Source organism: Peribacillus sp. NPDC060253 (genome assembly GCF_042727425.1).
Taxonomy (GTDB): domain Bacteria; phylum Bacillota; class Bacilli; order Bacillales; family DSM-1321; genus Peribacillus.
This window is the reverse complement of the sequence record NZ_JBHXAS010000069.1, coordinates 1-26,852: the sequence shown is the minus strand read 5'-3', so window position 1 is coordinate 26,852 and position 26,852 is coordinate 1. Positions and strand designations below refer to the sequence as shown.

Annotated in this window: 27 protein-coding genes, 11 tRNA genes and 1 riboswitch; of the genes, 34 read left to right on the top strand and 4 right to left on the bottom strand. The window is 39.9% G+C overall.

Annotation, left to right across the window (positions count from 1 at the left end; translation table 11 throughout):
• Nucleotides 1-9 precede the first annotated feature (9 nt).
• Nucleotides 10-158, top strand: a riboswitch (cyclic di-AMP (ydaO/yuaA leader).
• A 172-nt stretch (nt 159-330) separates the two neighbouring features.
• A complete protein-coding gene (locus tag ACFWE9_RS17405; RefSeq protein ID WP_230162374.1) occupies nt 331-1,590 on the top strand; it encodes a cation:dicarboxylate symporter family transporter in 1,260 nt (419 codons plus the stop codon).
• A 59-nt stretch (nt 1,591-1,649) separates the two neighbouring features.
• On the opposite strand, the gene ACFWE9_RS17400 is transcribed toward ACFWE9_RS17405, so the two are convergent.
• Complete coding sequence (locus ACFWE9_RS17400) at nt 1,650-2,393, bottom strand: class I SAM-dependent methyltransferase (protein WP_377357872.1); 744 nt, start codon at nt 2,391-2,393, stop codon at nt 1,650-1,652.
• 209 nt (nt 2,394-2,602) lie between these two features.
• Between ACFWE9_RS17400 and ACFWE9_RS17395 the strand changes: the two genes are divergently transcribed.
• The 4 genes from ACFWE9_RS17395 (at nt 2,603) to ACFWE9_RS17380 (ending at nt 6,479) form a co-directional block, all read left to right on the top strand.
• Entirely contained in the window at nt 2,603-3,385 is a 783-nt protein-coding gene (locus ACFWE9_RS17395) for a hypothetical protein (RefSeq protein WP_230162378.1), read from the top strand.
• Nucleotides 3,386-3,498: 113 nt separating this feature from the next.
• Nucleotides 3,499-3,702, top strand: coding sequence for a hypothetical protein (locus ACFWE9_RS17390; RefSeq protein ID WP_230162380.1), 204 nt, complete (start codon nt 3,499-3,501; stop codon nt 3,700-3,702).
• A 153-nt stretch (nt 3,703-3,855) separates the two neighbouring features.
• Nucleotides 3,856-4,938, top strand: coding sequence for a D-alanine--D-alanine ligase (locus ACFWE9_RS17385; RefSeq protein ID WP_230162384.1), 1,083 nt, complete (start codon nt 3,856-3,858; stop codon nt 4,936-4,938).
• Between the two features lie 158 nt (nt 4,939-5,096).
• Complete coding sequence (locus ACFWE9_RS17380) at nt 5,097-6,479, top strand: UDP-N-acetylmuramoyl-tripeptide--D-alanyl-D-alanine ligase (RefSeq protein ID WP_377357869.1); 1,383 nt, start codon at nt 5,097-5,099, stop codon at nt 6,477-6,479.
• A gap of 49 nt (nt 6,480-6,528) precedes the next feature.
• On the opposite strand, the gene ACFWE9_RS17375 is transcribed toward ACFWE9_RS17380, so the two are convergent.
• Nucleotides 6,529-7,680 carry a PP2C family protein-serine/threonine phosphatase gene (locus tag ACFWE9_RS17375; protein ID WP_377357867.1) on the bottom strand — a complete coding sequence of 384 codons (1,152 nt, stop codon included), beginning with the start codon at nt 7,678-7,680 and terminating at the stop codon, nt 6,529-6,531.
• Between the two features lie 1,261 nt (nt 7,681-8,941).
• Here ACFWE9_RS17375 and cshA point away from each other — a divergent pair.
• From cshA to ACFWE9_RS17360, 3 genes are all read left to right on the top strand, one after another.
• A complete protein-coding gene (gene cshA / locus ACFWE9_RS17370; RefSeq protein WP_230162390.1) occupies nt 8,942-10,441 on the top strand; it encodes a degradosome RNA helicase CshA in 1,500 nt (499 codons plus the stop codon).
• A gap of 220 nt (nt 10,442-10,661) precedes the next feature.
• Nucleotides 10,662-11,135, top strand: a complete 474-nt coding sequence (locus ACFWE9_RS17365; protein WP_230162392.1) for a PH domain-containing protein — start codon at nt 10,662-10,664, stop codon at nt 11,133-11,135.
• Complete coding sequence (locus ACFWE9_RS17360) at nt 11,128-12,597, top strand: PH domain-containing protein (protein WP_377357864.1); 1,470 nt, start codon at nt 11,128-11,130, stop codon at nt 12,595-12,597. Before ACFWE9_RS17365 ends, ACFWE9_RS17360 begins: the two co-directional genes overlap by 8 nt.
• A gap of 27 nt (nt 12,598-12,624) precedes the next feature.
• Here the strand turns inward: ACFWE9_RS17360 and ACFWE9_RS17355 are convergent, their stop codons facing one another.
• Complete coding sequence (locus tag ACFWE9_RS17355; RefSeq protein ID WP_230162397.1) at nt 12,625-13,215, bottom strand: rhomboid family intramembrane serine protease; 591 nt, start codon at nt 13,213-13,215, stop codon at nt 12,625-12,627.
• A 104-nt stretch (nt 13,216-13,319) separates the two neighbouring features.
• Here ACFWE9_RS17355 and acpS point away from each other — a divergent pair, with 104 nt between their 5' ends.
• From acpS to ACFWE9_RS17285, 14 genes are all read left to right on the top strand, one after another.
• On the top strand, nt 13,320-13,676 hold the full coding sequence (gene acpS / locus ACFWE9_RS17350; protein ID WP_230162399.1) for a holo-ACP synthase: 357 nt from the start codon (nt 13,320-13,322) through the stop codon (nt 13,674-13,676).
• A gap of 236 nt (nt 13,677-13,912) precedes the next feature.
• Nucleotides 13,913-14,917, top strand: a complete 1,005-nt coding sequence (locus tag ACFWE9_RS17345; RefSeq protein WP_377357862.1) for a LolA family protein — start codon at nt 13,913-13,915, stop codon at nt 14,915-14,917.
• A gap of 261 nt (nt 14,918-15,178) precedes the next feature.
• Nucleotides 15,179-16,333: an alanine racemase gene (gene alr / locus ACFWE9_RS17340; RefSeq protein ID WP_230162403.1), complete on the top strand. Its 1,155-nt coding sequence runs from the start codon at nt 15,179-15,181 to the stop codon at nt 16,331-16,333.
• Nucleotides 16,334-16,493: 160 nt separating this feature from the next.
• Nucleotides 16,494-16,775 carry a CopG family ribbon-helix-helix protein gene (locus tag ACFWE9_RS17335; protein WP_034306380.1) on the top strand — a complete coding sequence of 94 codons (282 nt, stop codon included), beginning with the start codon at nt 16,494-16,496 and terminating at the stop codon, nt 16,773-16,775.
• A 7-nt stretch (nt 16,776-16,782) separates the two neighbouring features.
• A complete protein-coding gene (locus ACFWE9_RS17330) occupies nt 16,783-17,133 on the top strand; it encodes a type II toxin-antitoxin system PemK/MazF family toxin (protein WP_034306610.1) in 351 nt (116 codons plus the stop codon).
• 484 nt (nt 17,134-17,617) lie between these two features.
• On the top strand, nt 17,618-18,445 hold the full coding sequence (locus tag ACFWE9_RS17325) for an RsbT co-antagonist protein RsbRA (protein ID WP_230162405.1): 828 nt from the start codon (nt 17,618-17,620) through the stop codon (nt 18,443-18,445).
• A 2-nt stretch (nt 18,446-18,447) separates the two neighbouring features.
• Nucleotides 18,448-18,804 (top strand): STAS domain-containing protein, encoded by a 357-nt coding sequence (locus tag ACFWE9_RS17320; protein WP_034306376.1) that lies wholly within the window; start codon nt 18,448-18,450, stop codon nt 18,802-18,804.
• A gap of 3 nt (nt 18,805-18,807) precedes the next feature.
• Nucleotides 18,808-19,209: an anti-sigma regulatory factor gene (locus ACFWE9_RS17315; protein ID WP_377357859.1), complete on the top strand. Its 402-nt coding sequence runs from the start codon at nt 18,808-18,810 to the stop codon at nt 19,207-19,209.
• Between the two features lie 9 nt (nt 19,210-19,218).
• Nucleotides 19,219-20,229, top strand: a complete 1,011-nt coding sequence (locus ACFWE9_RS17310) for a PP2C family protein-serine/threonine phosphatase (RefSeq protein ID WP_377357857.1) — start codon at nt 19,219-19,221, stop codon at nt 20,227-20,229.
• Nucleotides 20,230-20,288: 59 nt separating this feature from the next.
• Entirely contained in the window at nt 20,289-20,621 is a 333-nt protein-coding gene (locus ACFWE9_RS17305; protein ID WP_054400551.1) for an anti-sigma factor antagonist, read from the top strand.
• Nucleotides 20,618-21,091, top strand: a complete 474-nt coding sequence (gene rsbW, locus ACFWE9_RS17300) for an anti-sigma B factor RsbW (RefSeq protein WP_230162410.1) — start codon at nt 20,618-20,620, stop codon at nt 21,089-21,091. The genes ACFWE9_RS17305 and rsbW overlap by 4 nt, the downstream gene beginning before the upstream one ends.
• Nucleotides 21,069-21,857: an RNA polymerase sigma factor SigB gene (sigB, locus tag ACFWE9_RS17295; RefSeq protein WP_063236357.1), complete on the top strand. Its 789-nt coding sequence runs from the start codon at nt 21,069-21,071 to the stop codon at nt 21,855-21,857. The genes rsbW and sigB overlap by 23 nt, the downstream gene beginning before the upstream one ends.
• Nucleotides 21,854-22,465 carry a PP2C family serine/threonine-protein phosphatase gene (locus ACFWE9_RS17290; RefSeq protein ID WP_230162415.1) on the top strand — a complete coding sequence of 204 codons (612 nt, stop codon included), beginning with the start codon at nt 21,854-21,856 and terminating at the stop codon, nt 22,463-22,465. The genes sigB and ACFWE9_RS17290 overlap by 4 nt, the downstream gene beginning before the upstream one ends.
• Before the next feature lie 92 nt (nt 22,466-22,557).
• Nucleotides 22,558-24,741 (top strand): Tex family protein, encoded by a 2,184-nt coding sequence (locus ACFWE9_RS17285; RefSeq protein ID WP_377357853.1) that lies wholly within the window; start codon nt 22,558-22,560, stop codon nt 24,739-24,741.
• 76 nt (nt 24,742-24,817) lie between these two features.
• On the opposite strand, the gene cmpA is transcribed toward ACFWE9_RS17285, so the two are convergent.
• Nucleotides 24,818-24,937: a cortex morphogenetic protein CmpA gene (cmpA, locus tag ACFWE9_RS17280; protein ID WP_089364909.1), complete on the bottom strand. Its 120-nt coding sequence runs from the start codon at nt 24,935-24,937 to the stop codon at nt 24,818-24,820.
• An 84-nt stretch (nt 24,938-25,021) separates the two neighbouring features.
• Here cmpA and ACFWE9_RS17275 point away from each other — a divergent pair, with 84 nt between their 5' ends.
• From ACFWE9_RS17275 to ACFWE9_RS17220, 12 genes are all read left to right on the top strand, one after another.
• Complete coding sequence (locus tag ACFWE9_RS17275) at nt 25,022-25,501, top strand: SprT family protein (RefSeq protein WP_377357851.1); 480 nt, start codon at nt 25,022-25,024, stop codon at nt 25,499-25,501.
• A 132-nt stretch (nt 25,502-25,633) separates the two neighbouring features.
• Nucleotides 25,634-25,708, top strand: a tRNA-Asn gene (locus tag ACFWE9_RS17270).
• A gap of 8 nt (nt 25,709-25,716) precedes the next feature.
• Nucleotides 25,717-25,807 (top strand) — tRNA-Ser (locus ACFWE9_RS17265).
• 17 nt (nt 25,808-25,824) lie between these two features.
• A tRNA-Glu gene (locus ACFWE9_RS17260) sits at nt 25,825-25,896 on the top strand.
• Between the two features lie 23 nt (nt 25,897-25,919).
• Nucleotides 25,920-25,995, top strand: a tRNA-Asp gene (locus ACFWE9_RS17255).
• Nucleotides 25,996-26,076: 81 nt separating this feature from the next.
• Nucleotides 26,077-26,151: transfer RNA gene (locus ACFWE9_RS17250), tRNA-Gln, on the top strand.
• 10 nt (nt 26,152-26,161) lie between these two features.
• A tRNA-Lys gene (locus ACFWE9_RS17245) sits at nt 26,162-26,237 on the top strand.
• 8 nt (nt 26,238-26,245) lie between these two features.
• Nucleotides 26,246-26,327, top strand: a tRNA-Leu gene (locus ACFWE9_RS17240).
• A gap of 59 nt (nt 26,328-26,386) precedes the next feature.
• Nucleotides 26,387-26,472: transfer RNA gene (locus tag ACFWE9_RS17235), tRNA-Leu, on the top strand.
• An 18-nt stretch (nt 26,473-26,490) separates the two neighbouring features.
• Nucleotides 26,491-26,567 (top strand) — tRNA-Arg (locus ACFWE9_RS17230).
• A gap of 7 nt (nt 26,568-26,574) precedes the next feature.
• Nucleotides 26,575-26,651, top strand: a tRNA-Pro gene (locus ACFWE9_RS17225).
• A 30-nt stretch (nt 26,652-26,681) separates the two neighbouring features.
• Nucleotides 26,682-26,755 (top strand) — tRNA-Gly (locus ACFWE9_RS17220).
• Nucleotides 26,756-26,852: the final 97 nt, after the last annotated feature.

Here is a 26,852-nt window from a genome sequence, read left to right as displayed (position 1 = left end):
ATTTTATTATAAGTTAACTCGCTTAATCTTATTCCAAGAACGGGGGACCCAATTTTGTGGATTCCTATCCGCTAGGGGTGAATTCAGAAATGAAAGGGCTTTTTGTGTTTCCAATCCTAACCCGACAGCTAACCTCGTCAGCGTCTTCAAGGGAACATGTGTGAATATTCACGCCAATAAGAAATCGACACATGAAGTGTCTTTTTTTTCGGCGTAAAGACAGAGTTTTTCAAAAAAAGAAAAATTACTTTCTTTCTATTACGATCTTGTTTCCCTTACCGAGACAAAATGTTTTTGCATCAAAGACTTTATGGAAGGTGAGGAAAGTATATGAAGAAAATCAAATTAAGTTTAGCTAGCCAAATTTTCATTGGTTTAATTTTAGGGATAATTGTTGGTGCCATTTTTTATGGTAATGCGACTGCCCAAAACTTTTTACAGCCATTCGGAGACATTTTCCTGCGAATGATTAAAATGATTGTTGTGCCAATCATTGTGTCAAGTCTTATCGTTGCAGTTGCCGGTGTAGGTGATTTGAAAGCGGTAGGTAAATTAGGAGCTAAATCACTATCATACTTTGTAGCGGTAACTATGATTGCGATTGCTGTTGGTCTGATTTCTGCGAATATCATCCAGCCTGGTGCTGGTGTGAATATGGATAATCTGGAACAAACGGATATCTCCACATATGTTGATACAGCAGAAACTAAGCAGCATGAATCGTTTGTAGATACACTCGTACACATTGTGCCGTCGAATCCAGTACAAGCTATGGTAGAAGGAGATATGTTAGCAATCATTTTCTTCTCAGTATTGTTTGGACTTAGTATTGCGGCTATCGGTGAAAAGGGTAAACCGGTATTCCGTTTCTTCCAAGGTACAGCTGAAGGAATGTTCTACCTAACTAACATGGTCATGAAATTCGCTCCTATCGGGGTATTTGCACTAATCGGTGTGACCATCTCCAAATTCGGTTTGGAATCTTTAATTCCATTAGGTAAGTTAGCGCTTTCTGTATACGGAACAATGATATTCTTTGTCCTTGTTATTCTGGGTCTTATTGCAAAGTTTGTAGGATTCAATATCTTTACGTTGATTAAGCTTCTTAAAGAGGAATTGATTCTTGCATTCTCCACAGCAAGTTCAGAAGCGGTGCTTCCGAAAATCATGGAAAAAATGGAGAAAGCGGGATGTCCGAAACATATTGCAACATTCGTTATTCCGACTGGATACTCCTTTAACCTTGATGGCTCTACATTATATCAAGCGTTAGCAGCTATTTTCATCGCTCAAATGTACGGAATTGATTTAAGCGCGTATGAGCAAATCACGTTAATGCTAGTATTAATGATCACATCCAAAGGGATTGCCGGTGTACCGGGTGTATCTTTCGTAGTTCTTTTAGCGACATTGGGAACTGTCGGTATTCCTATTGAAGGTTTAGCATTTATCGCTGGTATCGACCGTATTCTTGATATGGGACGTACAGTAGTAAACGTTATCGGTAATTCACTTGCAGCAATCGTCATCTCTAAATGGGAAGGTCAATTCAACCCTCCTTCCAAAGAAGAACTAGAACAAGTTTCTTGATCCAAAAATCCAGAGTGATATCCTCACTCTGGATTTTTTTGATTTTGAAAAACGAATGTTTATTTTTGAACGATCCAAAAGCGGCAATCCGATGAGAAATTGATGACATCATCGCTTTCATGGAATAATTCACTTCGGTAAAAGCTCTCGATGACTATAAATCCTGCTTCTTCAAGACAATCAAGTACTTCAAGTTGGTTTGGGATATGAAGATAAGTATCATTCTGAAGTATTTTTCCAGGTGTGAAAATATCCCCGAATTCATAAAGCCTCTCATCTTGTTTACCTTCACACCAAATAATTTCCTCTTGCTCCCAGAAGTTCAGGTAATTTTCATTTTTATCACGGTCGTGTGTAGTGAAAATGAAGATGCCTTCAGGTTTTAAAATACGGTTGATTTCTTTTAAAGCTAAAGTACGGTTTTTTCGCTGGGGGATTTGCATAAAACCATTAAAGGCGAAGATTGCTTTATCGAAAGATGAGTTGTTGAAAGGGAGGTTGGCTGCATCGCCAAGAATAAATGGTATATCCAGGTTATCTTCGTGCGATATTTTTTCAGCTTCAGAAAGCATGGCAGGAGTTAAATCAAATCCGGTTATTTTTTGAAATCCTTTTTTATACAGCGCGAAGGTGGTTCTTCCTGTTCCGCATCCGATATCAAGGATCGTATCATCCGGATATAAATATTTTTCGAATGCATATTTTTCCGATTGCCAAAGCCCTATCTTTTTTGTTGCTTGAGCATAAAGGGAAGCTGCTTCATGAAAAGAATTAATGATAAAACCTTTTTCAATTTTATCCATCGTCAATTCCTCCAGACCTTTATTTTTACTATAATATGGATATTTGAAATTGTCGAGCTTGTTCCTTATCTTATAAGGTGAGTATAGAGTTCGGTTTTCCATTTATTCACACGATGCGGGATAAAAATTCTGGGTTACATAACTTACTTGAAATCCAAAAAGTTTGATAAAATAACATTATTGATTGAAAGCTCGGAGGGGAACAGGTTATGAAGAATGATAGCAATGATATTTTATATATGCATATGCAAGCTTCCGAAAGGTTTGTCCTTTTTAATGGACTCAATTTTCGCGAATTTGCCTATTCACTGCCATATACCTTGGATTCCATCTTATTATTGAAACATCAATTCGATGGTGGGGAATACAATTTGAATGTTCTGCTTGAGAGCGCTTCATCTGAGGATATCGCTAAGCTGGTTAAAGAAAATGTCCGGGCATATGGAGATTTCTGTTGGATTGATTTTGAAGAAGCGGAAGGGCTGGATGAATTGGATGGAAAGGAATTATCGGAACTTTTATATTTAGGGCATACGAAAACTCATTTGGAGCCTCCATTTTTTCGTAAATTGAATAATCAATTTGTGTATCTTGCACAGGATGATGGCTGGTTCAATAAAATATATTTTCGTTCTCTTTCGACATATTATATGATGTTGGGTAGTCTAATTCCGCTAAAGCTTGAGCCGTCAAAAGTGGAGAGGACTTGGCTTGGGATCAGAAAGAAAAAAGAATTGACGGCCATTCCTGCAGAAATCATTGCTTCCTTGGCTCCCATTCTCGCAGAAGGGCTAATTTTTTCATTTCGGGACGTTAAGTACTCAAGAACGAAGATTGAGATACCGGCATGGGTCGTGGGAGATTATTTAAACATGGATGAGATGCATGAAGACTTTTCGGATAGAAATTTGAAGGAGCCGGACGTCTTCATTTCCTTCAATCGAAAAGAGAAAGTATGGGAATGCGTTATTAAAAACAAATTACTTTCCTGATTATTCCCATCTTAAGACTTTATTGATTCGCCTATTTCCCATTCTTGAATTTTTTTAGGTGTAAGACTTACTACCTCATGCATAAAAGATAAGAGAGGGGGATGCACAGGATTGTGGCGAATTTATCCTGTGTACCACTGTTAGTAATCATTGGAAAAGCACCAATGATGGAAGTTTCGCTTTTCCCCGCATTAACAGGCTGTAGGGTATCGGTGGAAATGAAGGTTTATGGGTATCGAATGGAAATCCAAATTAAAAATATGGGTAAAAAACAGCCTGTAAATGCCCGAATGGCTTCGACGCATAGGATATGCTAGCACAGGAGTTGCCACAGGACGTGGCGAATTTATCCTGTGTACCACTGTTAGTAATCATTGGAAAAGAACCAATGATGGAAGTTTCGCTTTTCCCGTTTTAGTGTAAAATGATACAATGAACATGGTTAAAAGAATATTGGAGGGTAATAACTCATGAAAACTAAACTTGGATTGCTTTATGGTGGAAAATCTGCGGAGCATGAGGTTTCTATGCAGACAGCTTTAGCGGTCATTAAAGCTCTCGATTTAGCAAAGTTTGATATATATCCGATTTACATAACAAAAGAAGGTTCATGGATTAATGGACCGAAGTTAACAGGACCTGCTGAGAGTGTAGAGGCTCTGACATTTTCACCGGAAAAATCGAGCTCGCCTCTTGCCTTGCAAGCACATTCAACTGATGAAAATAGTGAATCAACAGGGTATGACGTAATTTTCCCGTTGCTTCACGGACCAAATGGAGAAGATGGAACCGTACAAGGGATGCTGGAACTATTGAATCTCCCTTATGTAGGCAATGGCGTTTTAGCTTCATCAGCTGGAATGGATAAGGTTATCATGAAAAACATTTTTGCCCAGGCAGGACTTCCTCAAGTCAAATACACTTGGTTCATTCGTTCTGAATGGGAGAAAAATACTGAAAGTGCCATAAAAAAGGTAGCGGATGATATTGGGTACCCATGTTTTGTCAAACCTGCTAATTTAGGCTCGAGTGTCGGTATCAGCAAATGTAATGATGCTGATGAGCTGGAAAAAGCGGTAGCGGAAGCTTTTCAATTCGATCGGAAGATCATCATTGAAGAAGGGGTCGTAGCTCGTGAGCTCGAGTTTGGCATTCTTGGTAATGATGACCCGTCTTGTTCAGTGGCAGGCGAAATCATCCCTCAGAAAGATTTCGCGTTCTATGATTATTCAGCAAAATATGTTGACGGTAATTCAGCGATGGTCATTCCAGCGGAGATAAAGGAAAGCGAGTATGCAGCTTTATCTGAAATGGCCATTACTGCCTTCAAGTCATTAGATTGCTCGGGATTGGTTCGCGCTGATTTCTTCCTAACGAATGAGGGCCAAATCTATATTAATGAAGTGAATACAATGCCTGGGTTTACTCCTTTCAGCATGTTTCCGTTATTGTGGAAGCACACAGATGTTGACTATCCAGCGTTAATTGAAAAACTCGTGAAGCTTGCCTTGGAACGTCATCAAGAAAAACAACAAATCAAATATACAGTTTGATCATGCAGGTAATGTCTCAGTAAACTTCACAATCCACCAAAAATGTTTTGGTGGATTCCAATCAGCAGGAGCCGGTGCGATTTAAACTGGTTTCTGCTTCATTTGGTTAATGGGTAGGAGAGAGTGGTTAACGGTTTAATGAATGTAGGAGGAACAAAATGATAAAGAGAACGCTAAAACAAGTACATGAAATGACAGATGGATTGAATGATATCACTCCATTCCTGTCCAAAGGAATTCATGGTGTTACCATCGATTCAAGGAAGGTAAAGGAAGGATGTTTATTCATTCCACTTAAGGGTGGGCAGGTTGATGGCCATCAGTATGTCAAGCAAGCTTTAGCGCAAGGAGCGGCGGCTTCGCTTTGGCAACGCGATGTTCCCAATCCACCTGACGGTTTACCGATAATCATTGTCGAAAATACTGAAAATGCACTGCAGCAATTAGCGCGTTCTTATCGTCAGCAGTTGAATATAAAAGTCATTGGAATAACAGGCAGCAACGGTAAAACAACGACGAAGGATATGACGGCTGCCCTTCTGGCCACTACGTATAAGGTTCATAAAACCAATGGGAACTTCAACAATCATTTAGGCTTACCACTCACGGTGCTTTCCATGGATGAGGATACCGAAGCAGCTGTTTTGGAAATGGGAATGAGCAGCCGCGGTGAAATCGAGTTTTTATCCAAGATTGCAAAACCGGATGTGGCCATCATAACCAATATTGGTGAATCACACTTATTGGATTTGGGATCACGTGAGGAAATTGCCAATGCAAAGCTGGAAATTGTTGAAGGTTTAGCGAAAGACGGAACGCTGATATATCATGGCGATGAGCCATTGCTTAGGAATCGGATAAAAACGGACTTCCCTGAATTAAACGTCATATCTTTTGGACGTACAGAACAAAATGATTTATTTCCACAGACCATCACCCAAGGGTCGGACAGTACCACATTTACAATCACATGTGGTGAAAAGGAAATAAACTATGAGATACCCGTATTAGGCCATCATAATGTTCTTAATGCATTGGCAGCTATATTGGCAGCTAAAGAATTCCATGTGGTTGATTCAGCGATCCATGAAGGTTTATCAACCATTCAGTTAACTAATATGAGGATGGAATTGGTCGAAGGTGCAAAAGGGCAGAAAATCATCAATGATGCATATAATGCCAGTCCAACCTCCGTTAAGGCTGCTGTCGAATTGATTGAGGGGTTATCCGGTTTTGAGAATAAGATACTTGTGCTAGGAGATATGTTAGAGTTAGGATCGCAGGAAAATGACTTTCATTTGAAAATTGGTGAATTGATTTCTGGTGATCGTATTGATAAGGTCTTCACGTATGGGCCATTAGCCGAGTTTATTGCCAAGGGAGCGAGCAAAACGTTTCCATCGGAGAATGTGCGTTCTTTTCAAGATAAGCAGGAGCTGATAGATGAACTGAAGACGTCTACACAGGCAAATGACATCATTCTTGTAAAAGCTTCTAGGGGCATGAAGCTGGAGGAAGTCGTTCAAGCCTTACAAAAGTAAAAAAGAATGAAAAAGGCCGAATCTTATTGAATCGGCCTTTTTCATGTACTTAAAAAAGTGTACCTGCAATAATGCTTATATCATCATTAATCTCCGAATGTCTCATCCTTGAAACCAATAACTTCTGCAGAAGGTCATGTGTATCAAGGTGGACATTATCGATAAATTCCATCTCGATACTTTCAGATCGGTCTGCGACTGAGGGGCTGGGCGTTTTAGAAAGACCATCTGTATAGATGATGAAACGGCTCCCTGGCTCATAATGCAATACTATTTTTTTTATGGACATTTCAGGAAAGAGTCCTATGGGGATAGCTCCCTCATTCAAATTGAGGAACCGATTGGTGCAAGGGGAATACATAAAGGCTGGAGGATGTCCGCAATTCACATATTCGATGAGTCTATCCTTTGTATTCACGTTTGCTATGAAGGCTGTAAAGCAAGGGATGGTTGTATTTTCCCTTTGCATTCCTTGGAAAAAATCCCCCATATGCTTGTTGAGTTCCTTTGTTATGAAAATTGGATCCTTTACCCGTTTGATAAGCTCGGGCATCAAAGTACGTATGGACATGTTTATAAGTGCAGTATGAATGCCTTTTCCACACACGTCGATCATGATGAAACTGTATTTCCCGCCATCGATCTCCGTCCAGTAAAATAAATCCCCTGACAGTTCACTAGATGGCTGAGAAAGACCCTTGACTTCTATATCTTTTTTTTTGATCGGCATCGGTAAACCTGAACGTTGAAAGCTTTTTGCAATTCGCAGACTCCTTGCTGATTTCTTGCTGATCTTTTCAAGTTCTTGCCCATTCATTTTTGCTGTGAACAGTTGCATGCTGATGTTTTGGAGTGATTTTAATTTAATTCTGACCTCTACTGGATCGGCTGGGACCGCAATTGTTTCATAAAAGGTTCTTTTAGGTAATGCAGGAGGATTCTTCATATCGTTAGTTCGTTTGTAAATAAATAAGATAGGGATTTCATAAGATTCAGCTAAGGCGAACAAAGCGGTTTGTTTCCAAGAATCTTTTGATATGTGTAAAGGTAAAATGAATAAGGATTGCATTAAGTCCGTTGAATCCTGGAAGAGATGGCTTTGATTGAGTGGATCCTCCAAAAAGATGACATGTTTGTTCGTTTGCCCTAACAGCAAACTAAACTCCCTACATATAGGGATATCGATTGTGTAAATATTCATACAACCCCCCTTAGTGTTTTGTTGATAGGTCAATCATACTGCATTTAGAACGATTTACTACCTTTTTTTCTTGAATAAATTGATTTTTCAAACTTTTGATGATCTTAAATGCCTGGATATATAAAGGTGATTGGGGATAAAGACCTTTTGTATCTATGGGATGATAGAAGGAATTCGGCATAAATATGGCAACAAATCATTCTTGGAAAAGGATTGTGAAACTATTTGATTAAGACACATATCATGTATATATAAGATGTTCGTTTAGAAAATTCATTTAACATTTACATCTATTAGGCTGCACCAAGAAAGAATCGATTTATTTAAAATTGGATAAAGTAACTAGGGTAAACCTTTTGTTGGATCAGGACTTTGCTTCTCTAAAGGGAAAGCTGAAATCAATCTGAATCTTTTCGTCCTTCAATAAAGTTACACATTTTGGATTAAAATGAACTTGCTTTCTTCCTTGCCGAACCGAAGCAGCGCAGTGGATTCCCATGCAGTTCGCATTTTAGAATCGACCTAATGTTTTTAGTAACCATGAATGGGGTCATATCCTTTATTGCAAAAACAGTTTGAAAATGGTAATATGAGTATGAGTTTAAATGTCTTATCATTGATGATTAATTCAATTAATCAGGTTGAGGCAATAAAATCGCATGTTCTTACATGTTTCATGAGTTCATTCTTGAGATTATTTTAGATTAAATAGGCCGCGCGTCTGGTCATATATAAAAGCTGCATCTCTTGGCGGCTTTAGTAGCTATTAGGGAATCAAGCCGCATTTAAGCGCTTTTCCACTTCTGCAAATCCTCAACGCACCGGGCCTGTTTTGTATAAGAGTCTTGGCTCTCGTCAAGTTTTGTTCATACAGCTTTTTAAGTCTGTTGAATAATGTGCAGCAGCCCTCACCTGAATAAAACGGTGAAACACCCGTTTATGCTACTTTTAATTTTCCATATTGAATTTAATTTTGGTTACATGTACTTTTAAAAAGATGAGCGTATGTTAAAAATAAGTCTACACGTGCGCGAAGCTAAAAATGCCAGTGAATGCCCGTACTGGTATATTTCCTTTTTAAAAAATCATATTGAGTTCATTTGAACTAAAAGGCAGACATACTTTTAGGTGATAATGATAAACTTTTTCATAAGAGATAAAGTAGAACATCCGTCATGATGATGAGGATTTGAACTAAACATCTGTGCATGATTATTGAATGCACGTGTAAATTTACGATATAAAAAGGAGTACGAAAACATTGACATTGTTTAGCGAATTAGGATTAGATAGAACGTCTATGAAATCAATAGAAAAAATGGGATTTGAAGAAGCAAGCCCGATTCAAGCCCAAACGATACCTCTAGCACTTGAAGGTAAAGATATCATCGGTCAAGCGCAAACAGGAACAGGTAAAACAGCAGCATTCGGTATTCCATTGATGGAAAACATTGATATTAATAACGAAAACGTGCAAGGAATCGTTATTGCACCTACACGTGAGCTTGCCATTCAAGTTTCTGAGGAACTTTTCAAACTTGGTTACGGAAAACGCGCTCGTGTACTAGCGGTTTATGGTGGACAAGATATCGATCGTCAAATCCGGGCTTTAAAGAAAAAACCACATATTATCGTTGGTACACCTGGTCGTCTTCTAGACCATATCAAACGTAAAAATATTAAATTGGGCACAGTTCACACCGTAGTTCTTGATGAAGCGGATGAAATGCTTAACATGGGATTCATTGAGGATATCGAATCAATCCTTTCAACTGTTCCTGATGAAAGACAAACATTGCTTTTCTCAGCAACAATGCCTGATCCGATCCGTAAAATTGCTGAAAGATTCATGCATGAACCAGTTCTTGTGCGTGTAAAAGCAAAAGAAATGACAGTCGATCGTATCGAACAATATTACTTGGAACTTAAAGAAAGTGAAAAATTCGATACACTGGCACGCCTTTTTGATATTCAAACACCGGACCTTGCCATTGTCTTCGGACGTACGAAACGCCGTGTTGATGAATTGGCTTCTGCATTGAATATCCGCGGTTACATGGCTGAAGGTATACATGGTGACCTTAGCCAGGCAAAACGTCTTTCCGTATTGAAAAAGTTTAAAGACGGCAGCATAGATGTACTTGTTGCTACTGATGTTGCTGCACGTGGTCTTGATATTTCCGGCGTTACACACGTATACAACTTTGATATCCCTCAAGATCCAGAAAGCTACGTTCACCGTATTGGGCGTACAGGACGTGCGGGTAAGCATGGTATTGCGATTACGTTTGTAACACCAAGAGAAAGAGGCCAACTGCATGCGGTTGAACATACAACGAAAAAACGTATGGAGAAACTTAAAACTCCTACATTAACTGAAGCGTTGGAAGGTCAACAAAAGGCAGTAACTGAAAAAATCCTTTCCTCAATCGAGAATGATGATTTATCATTATACCTTGGTCAAGCGGAAGAATTATTACAAAAACATAGCGCAGCGGATTTAGTTGCAGCCATGCTTAAAACAATGACAAAAGAACCGGATCAAACGCCAATCAAGTTAACGGAAGAGTCTCCATCTCCAATGCGCCGCAATCGCGGAGGCAGTGGTTCTTCTAATAACAGACAGCGCAACGGCCGCAGTTCTTCAGGCAGAAAAGATTACGGTAGCAGTTCAAGTAAACGCCCAAGCACGAACCGTAAATCGAATGGTTACGGAAACCGTAGCACAAGCCAAAAAAGAGAAAAGTCAAATAAAATTTAATTAAAATTAGAGATGCCGCTCATTTGAGCGGCATTTTTTATATGCCTAATCATATTGAATTGGTTTCCATATGATTAGGCGGTTATTGAATGAACCGTATATGAGATTGTATGAAAAGTGGGTTAATTCCTGGCATTTAGTTATAGTATAATGGATGAAAGCGAAGGATGGATGATGGACATTCATTCAAATATATACCTATGCAGAAGAGGAGAACCTCATGGTACCTGAAAATCGTATATCGAATAAGGCCTTGACCGTATGGAAAATCAGTGGACTTATAGGCTGTTCCATAACATGGATTATAAGCATCGCCATACTGGTGCTAACAATCATTTTTGATTGGACATATTGGTTTTTTGGAGCGTTGATCATCATTTCGATAATTCAAGCCTACTTGACCATCTTTCTGATGCCTTCTGTAAAATGGAAAAGATGGCGTTACGAAGTAAGGAATACGGAAATTGATATCCAAAGTGGTATTTTCGTCATTAGAAGAACACTCATACCTATGATTAGGGTTCAGCATGTTGAAACGAAGCAAGGACCTTTATTAAGAAAATATGATTTAGCATCCGTTGAGATTTCCACTGCAGCAACCATGCATGTGATACCTGCACTGGACCTTGCAGAGGCAGATGAATTGCGGCACTATATTTCTAGAATGGCGAGTGTGGAGGAAGAAGATGTCTGAACCTAAAAGGCTCCACCCCATAGCTGTTTTGCTCAATATTATTAAATCGATCAAGGAGTTAGTTATCCCTTTTTTATTAGTAATCGTTATTCCTGGGAAGAATGAAGGCATTCCAGGATGGATTCAACCGTTAGTCATTGCCATTATTGTACTTTTTCTTATTGTTCATGCATTCATTCAATGGTTACGCTTTACATATCGGATGGAGGACGGCGAATTTAGAATTGAGTCCGGAGTATTCGTAAGGAAGAAGCGGTATATAAAGTTCGATCGGATCCATAGTATAGATATTTCAGAGGGCATCATCCAGCGACTATTCAGGCTGGTGAAGTTGAATATTGAAACGGCAGGCGGTGCGCAGGCCGATGCTGTATTATCAGCAATAAGAAAAAGTGAAGCCGAGCGAATCAATACTTTTATAAGCGAGGAAAAAAACAAAAAAACGAATGGCCTTCTTGAAAAAGAGATAGATGTAGGTGCTGGAAACGAAGAATTGGCTAATTCGTCCTCTGTTTTTAAGCAGACATTACCGCAATTATTCGTTATGGCTGCCACTTCAGGTGCTGTAGGTGTTTTTTTATCCGGCGGAATCGCTTTTATATCTCAGTTTGATGAGATCATTCCTTTTAATCGTATTTTTAAGGATTATGAAGATTTTATTGGGATGGGAACCGTTATTCTTACTGTGTTTGCTATATTGGGCTTGTTGGTGGTTTATGTACTGGCCACATTAAGTATGGTCATTAAATATGCTTCATTTACCGTTTTAAAAACGGATGAGGAACTCATTATTTCCAGAGGGCTTCTTGAGAAGAGACAGCTGACTATACCCATCCATAAAATACAGGGTATTCGGATCATGGAGAATTTCGTTCGGAAGCCAATGGGCTTGGCGACGGTTTATCTTGAATATGCGGGTGGAAGTATGGAAGATAAAGAAAGCCTATCCATCATGCTGTTCCCCTTGATCAAGAAGAAATATTTACATGGGAAAATCCAGGAAATTTTACCGGTTTATCAAACAAGCACGAAGATGAATTCATTACCTAGGCGTGCTTTTTCCAGATACGTTTCTCGTGGGATTCTTTACATTGTCCCGATCATCGGTGTCTCGGTTTGGTTTTTCAAACCTTGGGGCTTTCTTTCCCTGTTGCTTGTGCCGTTGGCAGGCTTTTGGGCTTACATGAGATATAGAGATGCAGGGTGGAGTATAGAAGGGGATTTGTTGCTATTAAGCAGTTGTTTTTTCTCTAAACAAACTTTGATCATGCAGAGAAGCAGGATTCAATCAATCACATATAAAAAGAGCAGGTTTCAGAACCGTAAAGAATTGGCTACGATTTCAGCTTCGATTAAATCTGGAGTCACCTCCCGGGTCGGCAGGGTTGTGGATGTGGAAGAGGAAGATTGCCTAATAATTAAATCATGGTATTTACCCAAAAAAGCAGCCGACTCCCAATGATTGAATGGAAAGAGTCGGCTGTTTGTCCTACCATTTTTTTCTCCAATATAATGGGGCTGTTAAAACGCCGGTTGCAAGACCAGCCAAATGACTGACGACGTTGATTTGAGGTTGGATGAAGGTCATGATGATGGCAATGCCGGTCAGTGTATAGACCGTATTTCTTTCGTTGTTGGTAAAATTACTTTTATTAAACAGGACAAGGTAAAGAAAGAAACCGAGTAAACCAAAAATTGCACCGCTAGCTCCTACATGGTTATATGTCAGTGGAAGAAATAAGAATGTCGCGATATTCGCAAGGATTCCGGTCGATAAAAAGAAGATCGAAAATTTAACGGATCCAAGAAATTTTTCTAAGGTTGGACCAAAGATGGCAAGTGAGAATCCATTAAACAGTAAATGTGTAAACGTGCTATGTAGAAAGATGGGGGTGACCAGGCGCCACCATTGTCCATCAGCGATGTATAAATTTACACCTGTGCCATAATAAAAAAGTACATTGCCGGGAAATATGGGGAAAAGCACGAGTACGAAAACAATCATCATAATGAAAATGAGCACAGTTACGGCCCGATAGGAAGTGGCGTATTGGCGGAAGCTTTCTGTTCTAGTAAACATATATTCCTCCTTATCATCGGTTTTTAATGCAATATTATCATTTATAGATAAATGGGTCCTCCTAATACTATGCAACATATTAATTTAATAGAAGAGGTGTCAAAGTGATTAAAGGTATAGGCGTAGACATTACTGAGTTGGATAGAATGGAAAAACTGATTAAACGGCAACCCCGTTTAAAGGAACGTATACTAACTGAAAAAGAAATCTCGATTTTCGAAAAGTTAAATGGAAGAAGGAAGATTGAGTATTTTGCTGGGCGTTTTGCAGCAAAGGAGGCTTTTTCAAAAGCATACGGTACAGGTATAGGTAAGCATTTATCCTTTTTGGATATCGAAATCAGTTCGGATGAAAAAGGAAAGCCAATGATATCAAAGCCATTTTCTGAAGGGGTCCATCTTTCGATAAGCCACAGCAGGGATTACGCGGTTGCTCAGGTCGTAATAGAAAGGGTGAATTGAGTTTTGTCCAATCGGGTCATAAACCTTAAGGTTGTCTCATATACATTTAGTGCTATAGGGAGACAAGGCCCGGTAAAAGGTACATGGCAGAGTAGGTGCTCTCGAAAAGTTTTTAGCCGGATCGGAGTGGTCCGCGTCTAATATACTGAAGAATTCTTGACATCAGTCGAGCCAATGTCCGGATCCTGCCTTTTCCTCTCCCTTTTACGTTCAAATGACAAAAAGGGGTTGAAAAGATGAAGAAGATGTTAGTGCTTTTTGCAGGGATCATGCTCTTGCTTGCTCTTTCTGCTTGCGGCCAAAAATCACAGGGTGACGTAGTAAGTGAATTGAATGAGAAGCTTGGCGAAATGAAAGGATATAAAGCTAATGCGAAGATGACACTAAAGATGGGGACCGAACCTCAAGTGTATAATGTGGAGATTTGGCATAAGGACCCTTCTTTTTACCGCGTAAATCTTAAAAATGAAGAGAAAGATCAAAGCCAGATGATTTTGAAAAATGATGATGGGGTGTATGTATTGACACCTGCTTTGAATAAGAGCTTTAAATTTCAAAGTGAGTGGCCGGAGAACAGCAGTCAGGCATATTTGTTCGAGTCGTTGGTGAAAGATATTACGGAGGATAAAAGTGCGACATTTAAAGAAACGGATAAACATTATGTCTTTGAAACGAAAACGCGCTACCAAAACAATAAAATGTTGCCTTATCAAGAGATTACTATAAACAAAAAAGATTTATCTCCAGTAAGTGTAAAAGTCATGGACCCCGATAAAACAGCATTAGTCCTAGTTGAATTTTTAAAGGTGAAATTCGATACGACTTTCGATAAAGATTCATTTGATATGAAGAAAAACATGACAAGTGCACAACTTGAAGCACCTGTTATGGCAGAAGTCCAAAATGAAGGGTTTGCGGTGAAATACCCCGAAAATATTGGTGATATGAACTTAACGGAAGAAAAAGAAATTACGACGGAAAAGGGAGATCGTGTCGTTTTGACATATGAGGGTACAAAAAGTTTTACATTAGTTCAGGAAAAAGCTGAAGTTGTCCAAACTTCCGTTTCAACGAATGTGAATGGAGAACCCGTTGATTTGGGTTATACAGTAGGAGCCATGACAGGAAATACGATTGCATGGACTTTTGAAGGTGTGGATTATATGCTTGCATCAAAGGACTTGTCACAGAAAGAGATGATAGAAGTCGCCCGTTCCGTTGGGGGAGATCCAGTCAAATAGGAATACATAACAAGCTGATGTTTCCCGTCTCCTTATGAAGGTTTCTTCTTGGAAGGTTAGGCGGGGAAGCGGCTTGTTATCTTTTGAAATCCTTTCATTTGATCTGTTTCGGCACCTTGTGAAATTATAGGTAAATCAGGATCAATGGTGAAAAAGCACTTTATCTTTCTATCCGTTGGTTATAGAATGGTCGTATAATGGAAAGCAAACTTCCCTACTTGGAAGAATCTTATTGTGAATGTGAGAAAGAAGGAAATTGGCTTGGAGACGAAATTTCATCGAGATACGTGGGCAGAAGTAAATTTGGATAATATTTATGAAAATATCTCATCTATGAAAAAAAGACTAAAAACTGGGGTTAGTCTTTTTGCTGTCGTTAAAGCGAATGCTTATGGGCACGGGGACTATGAAGTGGCTAACACTGCGCTTGAAGCGGGGGCCGATTTTTTAAGTGTTGCTTTTTTAGATGAGGCTCTGGCTTTGCGGAAAAAGGGAATATTGGCACCAATTCTTGTTCTGGGGGCTTCAAGGCCTGAAAGTGCAGCACTGGCTGCCGAGCAAGGGATTTCCTTGACGGTTTTCGATCTAGACTGGTTAGAGAAGGCAAAGGTAATGCTAGATCCGGGACAAGTTCTGCAAGTTCATGTAAAAGTGGATAGCGGTATGGGGAGAATAGGCATTCGTGATAAAGATCAACTCATGAAAGTGGAAAGTTTGCTTAAACAGGAAACGTGTTTTAACTTTCAGGGAATATTCACTCATTTCGCTACAGCAGATGAAATAAAAACCGACCTTTATAAAAAGCAGCTTGCTGTATTTAAAGGAATGCTTTCCACATTGACTGGAAGGCCAGAGTATATTCATGCCGCCAATAGTGCAGCATCTTTAAGGTTTACCGATCCTGAATGGAATGCAATAAGAATGGGGATTTCCATGTATGGTTTAAGTCCTTCTATGGAAATGCTGCCGATTTTGCCATTTCCATTAAAACAAGCGATATCATTGAAGACGAAGGTGGTCGCGATTAAGCAGCTTGTTAAGGGTGATAGCGTTAGTTATGGAGCAACTTATACGGCTGAAGGTAATGAATGGATTGGCACTTTGCCAATTGGTTATGCTGACGGCTGGATTCGTAAGCTGCAAGGTCAGGAAGTTCTTGTAAATGGAATAAGAGTGCCGATTGTCGGCAGGGTTTGCATGGATCAATGCATGATCAAGCTACCTGGACCTATCCCTGTAGGGACAGAGGTAACCCTGATAGGAAATGATGGAAATGAATCCGTTACCGTAGATGAGATAGCGGCGAAAATGGGAACGATCAATTATGAGGTAACGTGCATGATAGGAGCAAGAGTCCCCCGTACCTATATAAAAGACCATCAGTTGAATCATGTACGCAACTTCATCTTGGAATGACAGGATTGTAAAAAAATCCTAGGATTGTGAATAAGATTTCCTTTATTATGCTGATAATAGGATTGAGAATAGAATATACTCTTTGCAGATAGGCATTTTAATGGTAATATTGAAAAGGATATATAATAAAGGTGTGTAGTGATGGTGGAGGTGTATGTTTGTGTCTGAATCCAGCGCAACAAGAGAGATATTAATTCGATTACCTCAAAATTTTTTAACAGAGTTAGATGGGTATGCGAGTGAAGAAAATGTAAATCGCAGTGAATTTATTTATCGTGCCACAAAAATGTATCTTCGCGAACGTAAAAAGAAAGAGTTTCGTGAATCGATGAAACGCGGTTATATTGAAATGGCGGCCATTAATTTAACGATTGCTTCTGAAGCCTTTCAGGCTGAATTCGAGGCTGGTCATTGCGTTGAACGATTAGTTAGCGGAGGCTGAGCCATTGATTGTTGTTAAGCGTGGTGACGTATACTTCGCAGACCTTTCCCCGGTAGTTGGTTCAGAGCAGGGAGGAACCCGTCCGGTGCTAATTTTACAAAACGATATCGGTAATCGCTTTAGTCCGACTGTGATCGTGGCAGCCATTACAGCTCAAATTCAAAAAGCGAAATTGCCAACACATGTTGAGATTAATGCAAAAAAGTACGGATTCGAACGAGATTCCGTCATTTTATTGGAACAGATCCGGACAATTGATAAGCAGCGCTTAACTGATAAAATTACGCATCTTGACGAACCTATGATGCAAAAAGTCAATGAAGCTTTGCAAATCAGCTTAGGTCTCATTGAGTTTTAGAGAAAAGTTTTCCCGCTAATCCGGGCGTTATTATAATACAAATCATTCTTGATGTTTTTTAGATGGCACGATTCCTGCAACTTGGGAATCGTGTTTTTTTTTTGAATAACATCCCGAAAATAAAGTGATTCTGAGGACCAATCCTTATGGCCATATAAAATGAGGATTGGAAAGGATTCATTATGTATGTACGTACAAACATTTACAGCAGGAAATATAAAAAAATTGACGAATAAAAAAGTATACAATTCGGTAGTAAATGAAATACTCATTTGTTTTTCTATAGTATTTTCCTAACTTTTCTTTAAATGATGTTTTTCTTACCCGGATTTCGGGTAAAACGTTAGGATGTTACTACTTAAAGAACAGAAAAGGTATAGTGGGGAGACCCTGAAAACCTAAATGGAAATAACATTACAGTTGGATAACATCCGCGTGACGAGAACAGGAAAACTTGGCAATTGTGTTAGAATGGGAGGATATTATGAATCAATTGGTTTACGATTTTATTAAGCAAAATCAAGATTACATCCTGAATGAGTGGATGGATATCATGAAGGAAAGTACAGACGAAAGATTAATCAAGGTCGTCTCCGATCGAATGTTCACGCAAACAAGCACTGAATTTATAGATATGATCATCACGAATGTTGATAGTAAAAACAAAGAATTCACATTGAAGCTTTCGGATTTTGCCGAGAAAGTCGTCCAATTGGGATGGCCTCTTACATTCGTCAATGAAGGACTGCATAAATTCACGTTAATCGTCATCAATGGAATGGTGGAAAAAGGTCTGGTGACACCTGATAATCAAGTCAATCTTGTTAACCACTTGGATAAATGGGCCACACCGATAAATAATGAAATAGTCAATATATATACCCAAACTTGGGAAAGAACGGTCTCTATGCAGAAAATAGCTCTGCAAGAGCTTTCAGCACCGCTCATTCCTGTATTGGAAGGCATTACAGTCATGCCGCTGATCGGTACAATTGACACAGAGCGTGCTAAACAGATTATGGAAAACCTATTGACTGGGGTGGTTAAGCATAGGTCTGAAGTGGTTCTTATTGATATAACAGGTGTACCAGTTGTGGATACAATGGTCGCCCACCATATCATTCAGGCAGCAGAAGCGGTCCGCTTAGTGGGTGCAAAATGCATACTCTGCGGCATACGCCCTGAAATTGCACAAACCATCGTTAATCTTGGAATTAATTTAAATGAAGTGATTACAAAAAATACGTTAAAAAAAGGAATAGAAGTTGCGTTGGAATTAACGAGCCGTAAGATCGTAAAGGTGGAGGGGTAAGTATGAGGATTCCGATATTAAAGCTTTATGACTGCTTGTTAGTCTCTATACAATGGGAATTGGATGATATGACGGCCCTTCAATTTCAGGAGGATTTACTGCATAAGATTCATGAAACAAGCGCGAATGGCGTTGTCATAGATATTACCTCGATAGATTTTATAGATTCATTTATCGCAAAGGTATTAGGCGATGTCTTCAGTATGTCTAAGCTTATGGGGGCAAAGGTTGTAATTACGGGGATCCAGCCGGCTGTTGCAATAACATTAATTGAACTGGGAATTAGTCTCGATGATGTTCTGACAGCATTAGATTTAGAGAAAGGCCTGGAGAAATTACAACAGGAACTGGGGGATTAAAGAATGGAGTTCCAATCCTGCGTAAAAATAATAAATGAATGGGACATTGTTGCTGCGAGGCAGCTCGGAAGAAATGTCGCTAAAGAGTTGGGATTCGGCACTGTCGACCAGGCCAGGATCACAACGGCTATAAGCGAATTGGCCCGCAATATATATCTATATGCTGGACAAGGCAGTGTGAGCATAGAAAAACTATATATAAATGGGAAGTCAGGATTGAAAATCATTGCACAGGACCAAGGGCCGGGAATTGAGGATATCCGCAGAGTCATGGAAGATGGATATACCACTTCAGGTGGACTGGGAGCAGGCCTTCCTGGAGCCAAACGATTAATGGATGACTTCGATATTGAATCAATACCAGGTGAAGGGACTACGATCGTCGCTACGAAATGGCTCCGTTAGGAGGGGACTATGGATATTAGGGAGAACATGGAGAAAAAGTATCATGAGGCGCTTTCTACTTATCTTAAAGACCAAAATGAGCAGGCACTCTACCAAGGGCAAAAGATTAGCCGCCTACATATTAAATACAACATATCTCCAGAAGAAATCATCAGTATGCATAAACATAACTTAATGGAACTTTACCCGGATTTACCGGGAAAAGTGTTGGATTCTTTCGATTTCCTGCTTGAAGTCATGATGGGTTATGGTATTGCCTACCGTGAACATCAAAGCCTTAGACATCAACAGCAGGAACTGAAAACGGAAATTGAAATTGCGGCAAGCGTTCAACATACTCTTTTAGAAACGGAAATCCCTGATATCAAAGCGCTTGAAATTGGGGCGATCAGCGTACCTGCCAGACAGATGAATGGAGATTATTATCACTTCGTCCAAGATGAAAATGAGCGTATCGGGGTAGGGATAGCCGATGTCATCGGGAAAGGGATTCCTGCGGCATTGTGCATGTCGATGATAAAATATGCGATGGATAGTCTACCTGAGCATAGGCATGAACCGAAGAGTGTGCTGGAGAGTTTGAACCGTGTTGTGGAACATAATGTGGATCCAAGTATGTTCATTACGATGTTCTATGGTTTATATGATCCGCATGACAGGCAATTCTCCTATGCTTCAGCTGGCCATGAACCGGGTTTTTACTTTGATGCCGCCACTGGGACTTTTAGCGATTTGGACGCAAAAGGTTTGTTGCTTGGGGTTGATAAAAAAACAAGGTATCGCCAATATGAAAAAACGGTGAATCGTGGAGATATGATCATTTTGTTGTCGGATGGAGTAACGGAGTGCCGGACGAATGATGGGTTTATAGAAAGGGAAACACTTATTGGTTTCATTAAAAAGAATATGCATTTACAAGCCCAGGAAATGGTGAATAATATATTTAAGCAATTGGAGAAAATGCAGAACTTTCAACTAAGGGATGATTTTACATTAATTATTTTAAAATCAAAGGTTTAGCATTTTTCCCTCCGGGTATAGATATAGAAATGACGAGGATTTGAAGAGGTGGGTCAAGGATGAATATAACGGTAGATGTTAATGAATTAAATACTGAATTTATTGTAAAACTAAAAGGTGAAATTGATGCCTATACTGCACCGAAACTACGGGAGTCACTATTTCCAATTTCAGAGCAGGAAAATGTTTCGATTACTATTGATTTAACTGAAGTTTCCTATATGGATAGCACCGGGCTTGGGGTATTTGTCGGTGCGTTTAAAAGCGTAAGGGCACATAATGGCGAGTTCACTTTAGTTGGCTTATCAGAAAGGTTACGACGTTTATTTGATATTACAGGTCTTGCAGATATCATTGATATAAAAAGTGGTACAGAGGGTGGGTTAGAATGAGTCAAGTATATGATTACATCGAAATGAAAATACCTGCAAAACCAGAATTCATCGGTGTCGTTCGTTTAACGCTTTCTGGAATAGGAAGCCGGATGGGATTTGCGTATGAAGAAATCGAGGATTTAAAAATCGCAACCAGCGAAGCTTGTACAAATGCAGTACAGCATGCATATAAGGATTCTGAAAAAGGTGAAGTGAAAGTAAGTTTCGGGCTTTATCCTGACCGTTTAGAGGTCATGGTTTCTGATAGTGGTAAGAGCTGTAATTTCGAAGAGGTTCGTCAAGGACTCGGCCCGTACGAAAATGGCCAAAAAGTCGAACTTATGAGAGAAGGAGGCTTGGGTCTTTACCTCATTGAAACTCTGATGGATGATGTGAAAATTCATCAGCATGACGGGGTTACAGTTTTTATGACTAAGTTTTTAGAAGGAGAGCAGGTGGAGATGGATGCAAAAACAGTCTCAACCTAATCAGGCACAAAGAGAACAAGTAAACGAATGGATTAGAGCTTATCAGGAGAATCAAGATGATGAAGCGCAAAGTAATCTTGTCATCCATTATAAAAGTTTGGTTGAAACGATCTCCCGTAAGTACGCGAAAGGGAAATCGTTTCAGGAGGATATCTCGCAGGTCGGCATGATTGGTTTGTTAGGTGCCATTCGTCGATATGATGAATCATTCGGCAAAAGCTTTGAGGCCTTTGCGGTCCCTACAATAATCGGGGAAATCAAAAGATTCTTGCGCGACAAAACATGGAGTGTTCATGTGCCAAGGAGAATAAAAGAACTTGGTCCAAAAATCAGGATGACTGTCGAGGAATTGACGACCACTCTGCACCGTTCTCCAAGAATAGATGAAATAGCAGATAGTATAGGAGTGACTGAAGAAGAAGTTTTAGAGGCGATGGAGATGGGAAAAAGCTATCAAGCTTTATCTGTTGATCATTCTATTGAAGCGGATTCTGATGGCGGTACAGTCACATTGCTTGATATTTTCGGGAATGTCGATGAAGGTTTTGAAAAGGTCAATCAGCGCCTAGTACTTGAAAAGGTCTTGCATGTGTTGAGTGACCGTGAAAAGATGATCATTCAACATACTTATTTAGAAAATTTAAGCCAAAAAGAAGCAGGCGATAAACTGGGGATATCCCAAATGCATGTTTCGAGACTTCAGCGCCGCGCGATCAAGAAACTTCAAGAAGCCATTAATGCTGAAAACTCGGAGTTAATTCAGTGATCAAAGGTATTCTGCGAGAAGAAAATATAGAAGTCCTTGTCTCTCAATCATCTAAAAACGGGATGGTATATTGCGGTGATGATTACTTTTTTCTTCATACGAAAGAATACTTTGTGTGCGTATTGGCAGATGGGCTAGGCAGCGGACAATTCGCTTATGAATCCTCACATGCTGTCATCGAGGAAGTTAAACGTAATCATGAGCTGGATGTCGAATCATTGATGGCTGCATGTAATCAAGTTTTAATCGATAAACGGGGGGCGGCCGTTTCCATTTTGAAAATATTTTATGAGAAGAATGAATTTGTATACAGCTCCGTGGGTAACATCCGCTTTTTCTTGTATAATCCTAGCGACGACAAACTCGTTTATCCTTTACCTGTTACAGGGTATTTATCCGGAAGGAAACAGAAATACAGGACGCAGAGGTACAAATATGAACCAAGTGCAAAATTCATTCTTCATTCCGATGGTTTAGAACTTAAGGGAGCTAAATCTTTTTTAAAAAGGCTGGCCCCCATTGATAAGAACGCTCAATGCATTTTAGAAAGCAGTCCAGCAACTGCAGATGATACAACTTTCATTTTAGGAAGCTTACTTTCGCTGTAATCCGGAAGTGAGCTTTTTTGTATGGAATTCGCAACTTCATCTCTCATTTGCTAGACTATACTTATCAGATTAAAAGGTTGGAGGGAAACATAATGATCGATGTAGAAGATAAATTAAAGGATTTGGTTAAACAAATATCCAATGAGCTAACTTTAAAGAGTCATCAAGTTCAAAACGTCATACAGATGCTGCAAGAGGGCAACACAGTCCCTTTTATTGCCCGGTATAGAAAAGAAATGACGGGTTCATTAGATGAAGTTCAAATTCGGTCCATTATGGAAAGATGGAACTATCTAGAAAACCTTGGTCAGAGGAAAGTGGAAGTTACGCGTTCGATTGGTGAACAGGGAAAATTGACGGAAGAGCTAACAAGGCAAATCGAGAAGGCGACAAAGTTGCAGGAAGTGGAGGATTTATACAGACCATTCAAGCAAAAAAGGAGAACGAAAGCAACGGTAGCTAAGGAAAAGGGGCTAGAACCACTTGCTAATTGGCTTCTTGAATGTCAATTGCATGCACGAGTTAGCGATAAAGCAGCAGAATACATATCGGCAGAAAAAGAAGTTCCTTCTATTGAAGAGGCCATTGCAGGAGCGCAGGATATAATAGCTGAACATATTTCCGATGATGCAGAATTAAGGAAGTGGATAAGGGCTGAAATCTTCAAAGCCGGGAAAGTAGTTTCGGTTGTGAAAAATGAAGAGAAGGACGAGAAAAAAATCTTCGAGATGTATTATGAATATGAGGAGCCGGTTCAAAAGATCGTCCCACATCGGGTCTTGGCGCTTAATAGAGGTGAAAAGGAAGAGGTTTTACGAATATCCATTTTGCCCCGTATAGAAATCATCATTGGTCATTTGGAACGGAAAATCATTAAAAATACCAAGTCTGAAGCTCAAGGTTTTCTTAAATCAGCGATTGAAGATGGACTCAAACGTTTGATTTTGCCATCTGTAGAAAGGGAAATCAGGAAAGAGCTGACGGAAAAAGCTGAGGATCAAGCTATTCATATTTTCTCTGAAAACCTACGGAACCTGCTCTTGCAGCCTCCGCTTAAAGGGAAAGTGGTCCTCGCTCTAGATCCAGCATATCGGACTGGGTGTAAGTTGGCTGTCATTGATGAAACAGGAAAGGTACTGGATATCAGTGTCATCTATCCGCATCCTCCTGCTGCGAAGCTTAATGCTGCCCGTGAAAAAACAATCGATATACTTAAGCGATTCTCAGTTGAGATTGTGGCAATCGGCAATGGGACGGCATCACGTGAATCACAACAATTTATTGCAGATATTCTAAAAGAAGTGAAAGGGAATATTTCTTATATCATTGTCAATGAAGCGGGAGCCAGTGTGTATTCTGCCTCGGATATTGCCCGTGAAGAGTTCCCGGATCTTCAAGTAGAACAGCGAAGCGCCGTATCGATAGGAAGAAGGCTTCAAGATCCCCTTGCGGAACTTGTTAAAATTGATCCCCAATCCGTGGGTGTTGGGCAGTATCAACATGACGTTTCCCAGAAAAAGCTATCGGGATCCCTTACATTTGTCGTGGAAACAGCTGTTAACCAAGTGGGAGTGAACGTAAATACCGCTTCATCATCTCTATTACAATATGTAGCTGGTTTATCAAAATCGGTTGCTCAAAATATCGTGAAGAAAAGGGAAGTGGAAGGGAAGTTTACAAGCAGGAAGCAATTAAAGAAGATTCCCCGACTTGGTGCCAAAACTTATGAACAATGTATAGGGTTCTTACGTATCATTAATGGAGATGAGCCCTTGGATCAAACCGCGATTCATCCAGAAAACTACGGTGCCGTGAATAAGTTGTTAAAGAAAATGGGATTCACCTCTGATGATCTGGGAAGTGAGGCACTGAATGCTGAGTTAGGTAAACTAAATCCCGCAGAATTAGTCAATGAATTGGAAATAGGGGAAATTACGATTAAAGATATTATAGATGATTTGATGAAACCGGGAAGAGACCCTCGGGATGAATTATCAAAACCTCTGCTTAAGCAAGATGTCCTAAAAATGGAGGATCTGCAAACTGGAATGGAATTACAAGGGACAGTGAGGAATGTTGTAGATTTCGGTGCGTTTGTGGACATCGGTGTTAAACAGGATGGCCTGGTGCATATTTCTAAACTAAGCAATCGATTTGTAAAACACCCATTGGATGTAGTGGCCGTTGGGGATGTAGTGACAGTTTGGGTCGAACTTGTCGACTCTCAAAAGCAAAGGGTTTCTTTAACGATGCTCGAGCCCAAGAATCAAAACTAGCTGGTCAAACTCCTTCTATATTAGAAGGGGTTTTTTTGAGTGCAAAGTATTTTTATATTTCCGCTCATTGTTGAATTTATAATCGAAGACTTTCTTTTTTTTGATAAAAAAACCAACATTGATTCAACATCTTCACTTGATAATAATCCTTTTCATAAAAGGCTTTGCGAATTTGATTCTGGAACCAATTAGGCATAGCTTTCTCTCCCTTCGTTTTCCTATTGTATTATTAGTCTATGTTATAATGGGTTGTCATGTTACCAAGGAAAGGGACGGGGAAATGGATAATCGGCAATTGCAAAAACTAGTCGAAGAAATTTCGTTGAAAGACTTCAATAAGACCTTTAAACACATAGCAAGTTTTAATCCGCGTCTCCGAACTACAGGAGGACGATACTTGCTGCGTTCACATAACATTGAAATAAATAAGAAGTATCTTGATGAAAGCGGACTGGAAGAAATGATTGGCATCATAAAGCATGAATTATGTCATTATCATCTGCACATCGAGAAGAAAGGGTATCAGCATCGTGATGCTGACTTTAGGCATTTGCTCAAAAAAGTGGGTGCCCCGAGATTTTGCAAGCCATTGTCATCAAACCAGGTGAAGAAAAAGATGAATACTATTCAATATAAATGTGAAGACTGTCAGCAGGTATATTTAAGAAAAAAACGAATCGACACGACCCGTTTCGTTTGTGGTAAATGTCGTGGAACACTGATTTACCAAGGGTTTATGGAGGGAAAAACAAAAATATAAAAAAACATAAAAGAAAGCTTGACTTTAGGTTGTAACCTCTTTATAATCATAAGAGTCGACAAGATAACAACTTGTTCTTCACGACAAACACTTAGGTCCTTGAGCATAAAAAAGGAACCCAATTTTCATTATTCCGCAGTAGCTCAGTGGTAGAGCATTCGGCTGTTAACCGAACGGTCGTAGGTTCGAGTCCTACCTGCGGAGCCATTTTTTTTGGGGAAGTACTCAAGAGGCTGAAGAGGCGCCCCTGCTAAGGGTGTAGGTCGCGTAAGCGGCGCGAGGGTTCAAATCCCTCCTTCTCCGCCAGTTACATATTTTATCTAGGCCCATTGGTCAAGCGGTTAAGACACCGCCCTTTCACGGCGGTAACACGGGTTCGAATCCCGTATGGGTCACTTTCTTTTATATAGTTATTACTGGTCCCGTGGTGTAGCGGTTAACATGCCTGCCTGTCACGCAGGAGATCGCGGGTTCGATTCCCGTCGGGACCGCCATTATTTCTTTTAAAAAATACTTGCTAAAATAAAATTATAGTGATATAATATTAACCTGGCTGTTAATTATCATTTAATTATTGGGCTATAGCCAAGCGGTAAGGCAACGGATTTTGATTCCGTCATGCGAAGGTTCGATCCCTTCTAGCCCAGCCATTTTTATTTAGAGCCATTAGCTCAGTTGGTAGAGCATCTGACTTTTAATCAGAGGGTCGAAGGTTCGAATCCTTCATGGCTCACCATTTTTTATGCGGGTGTGGCGGAATTGGCAGACGCACCAGACTTAGGATCTGGCGCCGCAAGGCGTGGGGGTTCAAGTCCCTTCACCCGCACTGATAACTTTCTTCTTGACAATGAGGAGAAAAGGTGTTAAGCTTTCAAAGTCGCTTTCGCGGTCGTGGCGGAATGGCAGACGCGCTAGGTTGAGGGCCTAGTGGGGGAAACCCCGTGGAGGTTCAAATCCTCTCGGCCGCACCAATAACATCATAGAAATTAGCGCCCGTAGCTCAATTGGATAGAGCATCTGACTACGAATCAGAAGGTTGTAGGTTCGACTCCCGCCGGGCGCACCATATTTTACGGGAAGTAGCTCAGCTTGGTAGAGCACTTGGTTTGGGACCAAGGGGTCGCAGGTTCGAATCCTGTCTTCCCGACCATTCTTTCTGAAAATACTTTTAAAATTAAATGCGGGTGTAGTTTAGTGGTAAAACCTCAGCCTTCCAAGCTGATGATGAGAGTTCGATTCTCTTCACCCGCTCCATTATTGCTCTTTGAAAACTGAACAAAACAAAGCGCCAACGTTAAATTTTAAGTGAGCACACACTATCAAAAAAGCAAATGAGCAAGTCAAACATTTC